Annotated in this window: 10 protein-coding genes; all 10 read right to left on the bottom strand. The window is 62.3% G+C overall.

Annotated elements, in window-relative coordinates; all coding sequences use genetic code 11:
• Window positions 1–105 precede the first annotated feature (105 nt).
• Complete coding sequence (gene madM, locus A7K61_RS29715; RefSeq protein WP_032897715.1) at window positions 106–870, bottom strand: malonate transporter subunit MadM; 765 nt, start codon at window positions 868–870, stop codon at window positions 106–108.
• A gap of 5 nt (window positions 871–875) precedes the next feature.
• Complete coding sequence (gene madL / locus A7K61_RS29720; RefSeq protein WP_032894763.1) at window positions 876–1,268, bottom strand: malonate transporter subunit MadL; 393 nt, start codon at window positions 1,266–1,268, stop codon at window positions 876–878.
• A gap of 67 nt (window positions 1,269–1,335) precedes the next feature.
• Window positions 1,336–2,235: a malonate decarboxylase subunit epsilon gene (gene mdcH, locus A7K61_RS29725; RefSeq protein WP_069558954.1), complete on the bottom strand. Its 900-nt coding sequence runs from the start codon at window positions 2,233–2,235 to the stop codon at window positions 1,336–1,338.
• Entirely contained in the window at window positions 2,232–2,828 is a 597-nt protein-coding gene (locus tag A7K61_RS29730; RefSeq protein ID WP_069558955.1) for a malonate decarboxylase holo-ACP synthase, read from the bottom strand. Before A7K61_RS29730 ends, mdcH begins: the two co-directional genes overlap by 4 nt.
• Complete coding sequence (gene mdcE / locus A7K61_RS29735; RefSeq protein ID WP_047711980.1) at window positions 2,822–3,592, bottom strand: biotin-independent malonate decarboxylase subunit gamma; 771 nt, start codon at window positions 3,590–3,592, stop codon at window positions 2,822–2,824. Before mdcE ends, A7K61_RS29730 begins: the two co-directional genes overlap by 7 nt.
• Window positions 3,589–4,431 carry a biotin-independent malonate decarboxylase subunit beta gene (locus A7K61_RS29740; protein WP_047711981.1) on the bottom strand — a complete coding sequence of 281 codons (843 nt, stop codon included), beginning with the start codon at window positions 4,429–4,431 and terminating at the stop codon, window positions 3,589–3,591. The genes mdcE and A7K61_RS29740 overlap by 4 nt, the downstream gene beginning before the upstream one ends.
• Complete coding sequence (locus A7K61_RS29745; protein ID WP_014720312.1) at window positions 4,424–4,723, bottom strand: malonate decarboxylase subunit delta; 300 nt, start codon at window positions 4,721–4,723, stop codon at window positions 4,424–4,426. The genes A7K61_RS29740 and A7K61_RS29745 overlap by 8 nt, the downstream gene beginning before the upstream one ends.
• On the bottom strand, window positions 4,723–5,556 hold the full coding sequence (locus A7K61_RS29750; RefSeq protein ID WP_069558956.1) for a triphosphoribosyl-dephospho-CoA synthase: 834 nt from the start codon (window positions 5,554–5,556) through the stop codon (window positions 4,723–4,725). The genes A7K61_RS29745 and A7K61_RS29750 overlap by 1 nt, the downstream gene beginning before the upstream one ends.
• The gene (gene mdcA / locus A7K61_RS29755) at window positions 5,557–7,227 is read right to left on the bottom strand and encodes a malonate decarboxylase subunit alpha (protein ID WP_069558957.1); all 1,671 of its coding nucleotides are present in this window, start codon (window positions 7,225–7,227) and stop codon (window positions 5,557–5,559) included.
• Between the two features lie 83 nt (window positions 7,228–7,310).
• Window positions 7,311–8,039, bottom strand: a complete 729-nt coding sequence (locus tag A7K61_RS29760; RefSeq protein ID WP_139129571.1) for a hypothetical protein — start codon at window positions 8,037–8,039, stop codon at window positions 7,311–7,313.
• Between the last annotated feature and the right edge of the window lie 332 nt (window positions 8,040–8,371).

Raw genomic sequence — 8,371 nt, forward strand, 5'->3', positions numbered from 1 at the left:
CGGGGCGCCTAAGATCAAGATCAAGAGCGGCTCGCTTCGCATCGTGGTTACCGTTGAGCGCTACAGAGTTGTGTAGATACCTATGCTGCGATGAGGCCCGACCTGTCAGCCCACCAACCCACGCATCAGCAAAAACAACAACGACGGCCCCAGCAAGCACCCCAGCGCCGTATAGAACGCCGCCGTCAAACACCCATAAGGCACCAGCTTCGGATCTGTCGCCGCCAAGCCGCCCGCCACGCCGCTGGAGGTGCCCATCAAGCCACCGAAGATCACCGCGCTACGTGGATTGTTCAGCCCGATCAGCGGCGCCACGAACGGCGTCATCACCATCACCAGAATGGCCTTGATCAACCCTGCGGCAATGGACAGCGCCATCACCTCGGAGCTGGCCCCAATCGCCGCGCCGGTCACCGGGCCGACGATATAGGTCACGGCCCCGGCGCCGATGGTGGTGAGGCTCACCGCATCGGTGTACCCGAACGCCATCGCCACCCCTACCCCGGCAACGAACGACGAGCCCACACCGACAAACAGCGCCAACACACCCACGAAGCCCGCGCGTTTGAGCTCATCGACACTCACGCCAAACGCCGTGGCGACAATGGCAAAGTCCCGCAGCATCGCACCACCGAGCAGGCCGATGCCCGACAACAGCGGAATATCCACCACGCCCTTGGAACCACCGGTAAACGCACCGCCCACATACGACAGCGCCAACCCCAGCAGAATGGCAATGGCCGAACCATGCAGGCGGCCCTTGGTGAAGGTATCGGAGATCCAATAGGACACCCACATGGTCAGGCCGATCACGGCAAAACCACTGATCAAGCCGTAGCCGGTGATCACTTTCATCATCGATTCGTACATGGCGATCACCCGGCTTCTTTGGTGGGAACAGGAGCAACCGGCTCGCGGTTACCGATACGCACCAGCACGGGCACCAGGGCAAAGCCGAGCACCACGGCGAGGGTCCCGGCCAGAATCGCCATCGGCCCACCGCTGATGGCGCCATACACGTTTTGCTGGGCAGCCATCGCCACCACAATCGGGATATACACCGCCGCCCAGAAACTCACGCCTTGCTCTGACTTGCCAGTAAACAGGCCGCGTTTGCTCAGGTAGCTGCCCAGGCCGATCAACAGCAGCATGGCGATACCCACCCCGCCGACGTTGGCCGGGATACCCAGCAGCTTGCCCAGCAGTTCACCTACAAACAGCCCTGCCAACGTGCAGAACGCCAAAAAAGCCACACCGTAGATAATCATGGTTGTTGTCCTCAAAGTGCTCGTTCGAAATTGTTGTTTTTGTGCTTCGAAAGCCTTGGGTATTGCGTTATCGGTGGCGGCGTTCCTCCTCTTGCAGCAGAGCCTGCAAGGTGTCCAGGCGGGCGCCTTCGCAGGCGATCACCGTGGCTTGTTCAAAAACACGGCGTGACAGACCGGTGAGCACCGCGCCCGGAGGCAGTTCGATTTGCAGGCGCACACCGCGCTCGTAGGCGCTTTGCACCGTGCCGCGCCAATCGACGACGCGGCACATATTGAAGGCCAGGTCGTCACGCAGGTGTTCGGGGTTGTGGATAGGTCGCGCGCGGGTGCTGCTCAGGTAGGTGATACGCGGCGCCTTGAGCGGGACGAAGGCTTGCAACAGTGCCTGGGCGGGTTGCTCCAGCAACGGGCAATGGGACGGCACGCTGACGGCCAGGCGCTTGGCGACGCCGTTGCCTTTGATGCGCTCGGCAACCCGCTTCATCGCCTCGTTGCTGCCGGCGATGACGGTCTGGTTGTCGGCATTGATATTGGCCAGGTACACCGGCATTTGTGGGCTGTGGATATCCGCCAGCAAGGCCTCGACGCTGGACAGATCAGGGCCGATCAGCGCGGTCATGCCATAGCCCTGTGGATAAGCCTGCTGCATCAGTTCGCCACGCAGGCTGACCAGTTTTATCGCATCAGCGAAGTCCAAGGAGCCGGCGATCACCGCGGCTGGGTAGGCGCCAATGGACAGGCCCGCCACATAATCCGGCGTGCACGCCAATCGTCGGGCATGGGCCACGCCGGCGATCAACAGGCACAGTTGCACAGCCCGCGTCGATTCCAGCGCCTGCGCCGAGTCGAGCAGACGAACGTCTTCACCCAGGGCATCACTGGCCTCTTGCACAATGTCGGCCGGCAACCCCTTGAGCATGCCGCTGCGTTGGGCCCCCTGCCCCGGAAACACCAGAAGGCTGCTCATGCCACGGCCTGCCAAGGGTCGAGCACAAGGTGTGCACCGCTGACGGTCTTGAGCAGTACACGGCGTGAGGGGCCGGCCCATTCGCGCAAGGCGACGGCGCCGAAAGGGGTTTGCAGTTGCAGGTCGACGGCGCAGGGCGCGGTGTCCAGGACCGCCAACAACGCTTGCGCCTCGCTACGAGCCAAAGGATTGGGCGTGCACAGAATCAAATCCAGGTCACTGTTGGCATGCAGCGCTTCAATGCCACTGGCCAATTCAAACCCGGCACTGCCACTGACGCCCCAGTCTTGCTGCGCCAGCACCGGGCGCAGTTGATCGAGGGCCCGCAGCGCCGGTAAATCCCTTGGTGAGGGCACGTCTCGCAAAGCTTGCGGCGCCACCCGCCGTTGCACTGCCGCAATGGGCAACTGGGCGGCAAAACGCTGCTCACGCAAACGCCCACGCACACCGACCGCCACGTGGCCCGGCTCGGCGATGGCGCGCCGCACCACCACCGGATGCCCGGCACGGATCGCATCCCGCGCCCAGGCTGGGGCATCGGCAGGCAGATGCGCCAGGGTCATGCCCCAGAGCAAGTCGTGGGCGTTCACCATTGCTCCCGCAACAGCTGGCGCACGTGGCTGGAGGCAGCCCGGTTGGTCGCGCCGAGGCGTGAGCTCAAGTCGGTACTGCCGATATCCTTGACCGCCTGCACCAGGCAATCGCTGACCCGCGCCACGTCATCCGCCGTGGGTTGTTCAATCTGGGTGACTGTCAGCGTCTCCCACAGCAAACCCAGGCTGGCATAGCTGTCGATGTCATAGGCCATCGGCGGCACGCTGGCGGCCAGGGCTTCCAATTCTTCCACGCTGCGCAAGGTCACCCGTGCCGCCGAGGCTTTGCCCATGGCATGCACCATCACGCCAGGATCGCGCAGGGCGATCAGGCGATTGGCCTGGTAGCCGTGGGCCAGGAACGCGCCAGACATGGCCTTGCCCACCAGCAGGGCGATCACCGGGTGACCGGCAAGCCGGGCGCGAGCGTAGCTGTCAGCAGCGGCGGCCAGGGCCTGATGAATGCCCAGGGCTTCTTCGCGGCGGCCATAGGCTTGGCTGGGTACGTCGACGATAGCGATGATGGGCCGCTTGTCACCCCGGACGATGGCTTCGTCCACCGCCTTGGCCAAGCCCCAGCCTTCCAGCAGGCCGACTTCACCATTACGGGCACGGGGGAAGCGGTTGTGCGGGTCGGGAACCACGGCGATATAGCGCACCGCCTGTTCACCCAATACTCCGTCCGCCACTTTCAATGAGCCCGGCAAACCCTCAACGGGCGTTGCGTTGGTGCTCAATGCGTTGAACCACTGCAAGCCTCTCATGAGCGTTCTCCCTGATACAGCGCGCGAACCGCGCCGGGCTCGATCTGCGCCGTGGCGTCCAGTTCGGCCAGGCGCGCCAGGTAGAAATCAGCGCGCCGGCTGCGAGGTTGTGCGGGCACACCTTGCTGCAACAGTGCGCTGACGGTCTGCTGGATCTGCGCGACATCGTCCGCCACATAACGGTCGGCCAAGCCACTGTTGAAGCGTTGCTCGCCACCGGTAAAGCTCCAGATAAAAGGCCGGTCGCGGGAGTCGTACTCCTCCAGGCCCGCCTCCTGTTCGATCACCTGCGGGCCATTCAAGCCCAGGCGTGCTTCGCGAGTGACCACCAGGTAACTGCACAAGCCAGCCGCGATGGACATGCCCCCAAAGCAACCGACACTGCCGGCCACCACGCCGATCACCGGCTGGTACTGGCGCAGGTCGACAATCGCCGCGTGAATATCGGCAATGGCGGCCAAGCCGAGGTTGGCTTCCTGCAAACGTACGCCGCCCGTTTCCAGCAGTAGCACCGCGCAGGTGGGGATGCCGTTGCGGTTGTCTTCGGCGGCCAGTTCCAAGGCGCCCGCGATTTTTGCGCCGCCGACTTCACCCAGGCTGCCGCCCTGGAAGTTGCCTTCAATCGCGGCAATCACCACAGGCTTGGCGCCGATGCTGCCCTTGGCGATGACCACACCGTCATCGGCTTGGGGCACTACGCCTTGGCGGCTGAGCCACGGCGACATGACCCGCTGGAACGGGTCGATCAGTTCGCGGAAGGTGCCCGCATCCAACAGCACCTTGGCGCGCTGCCGAGCACCGAGTTCGACAAAGCTGTGTTTGGCGAGTAAGTCAGTCATGGCCGATCTCCTCGAAACCTTGCTCCAGGCGCAAGCGCACTACGCCGGGCGTGGCACCGAAGTCGTGGATATCAATGTTCAGGGCCGGCGGCGTCTGCTCCTGGAAGATGCGTTCGAACAGGTGCTGCCAGCGTTGCTGCGCGCCATTGACTGAGGTTTGCACCTGAATGGTCAGGGTGCCGGGCGTGCCCGGCTCCAGCAGCACTTCCAGGTCGCCCGAGCCGACGCAACCCACCAGCGCACGGCCTTTGGGGGGCTGCCCGGCGGGGAATTCAAAGGACAAGGTTTCCATCACAACGCTCCGTCGAGGCGGTCGATAAACAGGCAGGCGGCCAACAGGTCGGCGGCGCCACCGGGGGAGGCATTCAAGGCCAGCAGTTGCAGGTCCAGCTCATGCAATTGGCGGCGCCCCGCGAGGGTTGCGCTGCCACCGGCGTCGAGCACGGCCTGGGCGCCCTGTTGCATGGCGGCCAAGCCTTCGGTACCGGCGCGGTAGAGTACGCAGGTGTCTGCCAAGTCCGTCATGATCGCCAGCAAGGCATCCAGACGGGCGTTCTGTTCACCGGCATTTTCGCGGCGGCTTTTGTGCAGCTGCGGCAGGCCGCGTTGGATTACCGAGGGGAAGCCGAGCTGCGCTTCTTCACGGGCACCGCGTGCACCATAACGCTGGGCAACCTGGGCGCCATGACTCATGGGCTGCGGTGCGTAACGGTCGTTGAGCAGGGCCAGTTTGGCGGCGGTCAGGGTTACGGCACGGGGTTCCAAGGCCGCCGCAGCGGTGAGCAACCCCAGCGCCCAGATCGCACCGCGATGGGTGTTCACGCCCTGGGTGGTGGCGAGCATGGCCTCCTCGCCTTCCCGGCCAATACGCCCGAGCGCTTCGCGCAACGGCAGGCCGACTTCGCCGATGTCGAGCGCAGCCTCGGCCATTTCCTTGAACATCGGCCACAGTGACAGCGCCGAAGCGTGCATCAGCCCCAGGTGCAAATCGCTGTGGGCACCATTGCCACGCCGGTCCACCAGCGCAGGCTTGGGCGACAGGTCGGCTTCATCGATCAGCGCATCGACGGCCATATCCGCGAGGCGATCGGCGAGGCTGAGTTCATGCAGTTTGAGCGCGCGCATTTACCAGCTCCTGAACTTGGCGGGCGGGTTGTACAGGCCACCAGACCACTCCACCAGATCGGCCACGCTCTTGGCGGCCAACAACTCGCGGGTGGCGTCGGTGCGGCGAATACCCAAGTCTTCGGGCAAGGCAATCAAGCCTTCGCGACGCATGCGCGCAGTGTCCTTGGGGTTGTGGCGCATGCCGATGGCGGTCACCCCGGCGACGGCGGCGATCATCGCCTGGCGTTCTTCCAGGGAGCGCGCCTTGTACAGGTAGGCGATGCCTTCTTCGGTGAGCAAATGGGTGACGTCGTCACCGTAGATCATGATCGGTGCCAGGGGCATGCCGCTTTTGCGCGCCACTTCCACCGCGTCCAGGGTCTCGACAAAGGTCGGTTTGCCGCCCTCCTGAAAGGTCTCGACCATCTGCACCACCAGTTTTTTGCCGCGTTCAAGCAGGGCTTCTGGCGCATCGTCGTGGCGCATATCCAACCAGGCTGGGGTGCCATGGCGGCGGCCGCGTGGGTCGTGGCCCATGTTCGGCGCGCCACCAAAACCGGCGAGGCGGCCACGGGTCACGGTGCTGGAATGCCCGTCGCCATCCACTTGCAGGGTGGCGCCGATAAACAGGTCCACGGCGTACTGGCCGGCGAGTTGACAGAACATGCGGTTGGAGCGCATCGAACCATCGCGGCCGGTGAAGAACACATCCGGGCGAGCGGCGATGTAGTTTTCCATGCCCAGTTCGGTGCCGAAGCAATGCACACTCTCCACCCAACCGCTTTCAATCGCCGGGATCAATGTGGGGTGCGGGTTGAGGGTCCAGTTGCGGCAGATCTTGCCTTTCAGACCCAGGGATTCGCCGTAGGTGGGCAGGATCAATTCGATGGCGGCGGTGTTGAAGCCGATGCCATGGTTGAGCGACTGCACATTGTGTTTTTCGTAGATGCCACGGATCGCCATCATCGCCATCAGCACATGCACCGGCTTGATATGGCGTGGGTCGCGGGTGAACAGCGGTTCGATGTAGAACGGCTTGTCGGCCACCACCACGAAATCCACCCAGCTTGCGGGGATGTCGATACGGGGCAAGTCGGTGACGTCATCCACCAACTGGTTGACCTGCACAATGACGATGCCATCGCTGAAGGCAGCAGGCTCGATCAACGCCGGGGTGTCTTCGGTGCTGGCGCCGGTGTAGATGTTGCCGGCGCGGTCAGCCATGAAGCCGGCAGAGAGCACCACGTTGGGGATCAAGTCCACCACCAGTCGTGCGTAGAGTTCGATGTAGGTATGGATCGCGCCGATTTCCAGCAGGCCGTCTTCCAGCAACTGGCTGATGCGCAGGGATTGAGTGCCGGCGAAAGAGAAATCCAGCTTGCGGGCGATGCCCTTTTCAAACAGGTCCAGGTGCTCGGAACGGCCCACGCTGGGCATGATCATGTGCAAATCGTGGAGCTTGGCCGGGTCGGCCTTGGCCAGGGAGCGCGAGAGGAAATCGGCCTGCTTCTGGTTGTTGCCCTCCAGCACCACGCGGTCGCCGGGGAGGATCAAGGCTTCAAGGGCCTCGACGATCTTGTCACTGGGCAACACTGCCCCGTCTGCGTATTTTTTGACCAGCCCGAGCCGCCGCTGCTTCTCGTCGCGCCGCCGCGTCCAGCGCGAGTCGGGGGTGATGGTTGTTGTCATGGTCGCTCCACGGGGTTTGCTGTCGTGGGCTGTACCTTAGGAGCGAATGTGGAGAGGCATCAATCAAGCTTGGTGCTGGATCGTTACGGCTGGAGTAACGGTGCAGCGCCACGCCTGCGGTAATACAGCGATGTGCTCACTATCGAGCAAGCCACCAGACTATTTAACGTCAGTATCCAACCCGGTGCCTTGGACCATACCGAGGCAAGCGTCCCTACATAGAGCACCAACAGCACAACAAGTATGAGAAATAGACCCAGTCCGACCGACTCTCCCCATTTAGCGAATTTGTTACGGCACTCAAGCAGCACAATGCTCAAAAAGGTGAACAAGAAGGTAATAAGCATGATTCCAAGCGCATGATCAGTTGCCACTATGCGGCCAGAGAGCTTCGAAATAAGGAAAAGAAAAATCATGGACAGAGAGGACAGCCCCAACCAGACAAAGGCGTAATCAAGAATGTTGAACAACGCCCGTTTGAACTTCAACGCCTCGACCGCGTTTGGCTTTGTCACGAGTGCAACAGCCAGCAGACCGGACCCCAGCCCTCCAAGGGTCATGATGATGAAGTTGTTTAAAACGTTAATTGTGTCTTCGGGAACACCGATCAACTGGATAAGCAGTAGGATAATCACTGCACCTACAGTGGAAATCATGGCCCCCCATAGCGCACCACGCCCCTCAGCCAATGACCTGACTGCGGACGCTGTTGCGGTCACTGTCAGGACCCATAAGATCAAAGCGCCGGTAACCATGTTGTAGAGAAATGAAAAACTGTTGCCTACTGCGCCAAGAAATTCCATCACGCCCACATCACTCCATCCCTAAAACTGATTCCTGCTTATCGGCCGTAGCACATAAAGCTTGATGTGGGAGCGGGCTTGCCTGCGATGGCGGACTGTCAGTCAACATCTCAGTAGCTGACCTACCGCCATCGCAGCATAGGTATCTACACAATTTTGGTGCGCCGCTGAACTTGTGGCGAGGGAGCTTGCTCCCGTGACGGCCTGACAGCCGGCGCTGATCTATCTGACGCACCGCAATCCAACTGTGCGGGCTTGCTCGCGAAGGCGGCCTGACAGGCGACTCAGTTGGACCGTGTACATATCCATTGCTGCGGTAACGGCGACTTAGGGTTCCGCTC

The sequence above is a fragment of the Pseudomonas sp. AP42 genome, assembly GCF_001728935.1.
In the GTDB taxonomy this organism is placed as follows: domain Bacteria; phylum Pseudomonadota; class Gammaproteobacteria; order Pseudomonadales; family Pseudomonadaceae; genus Aquipseudomonas; species Aquipseudomonas lactis.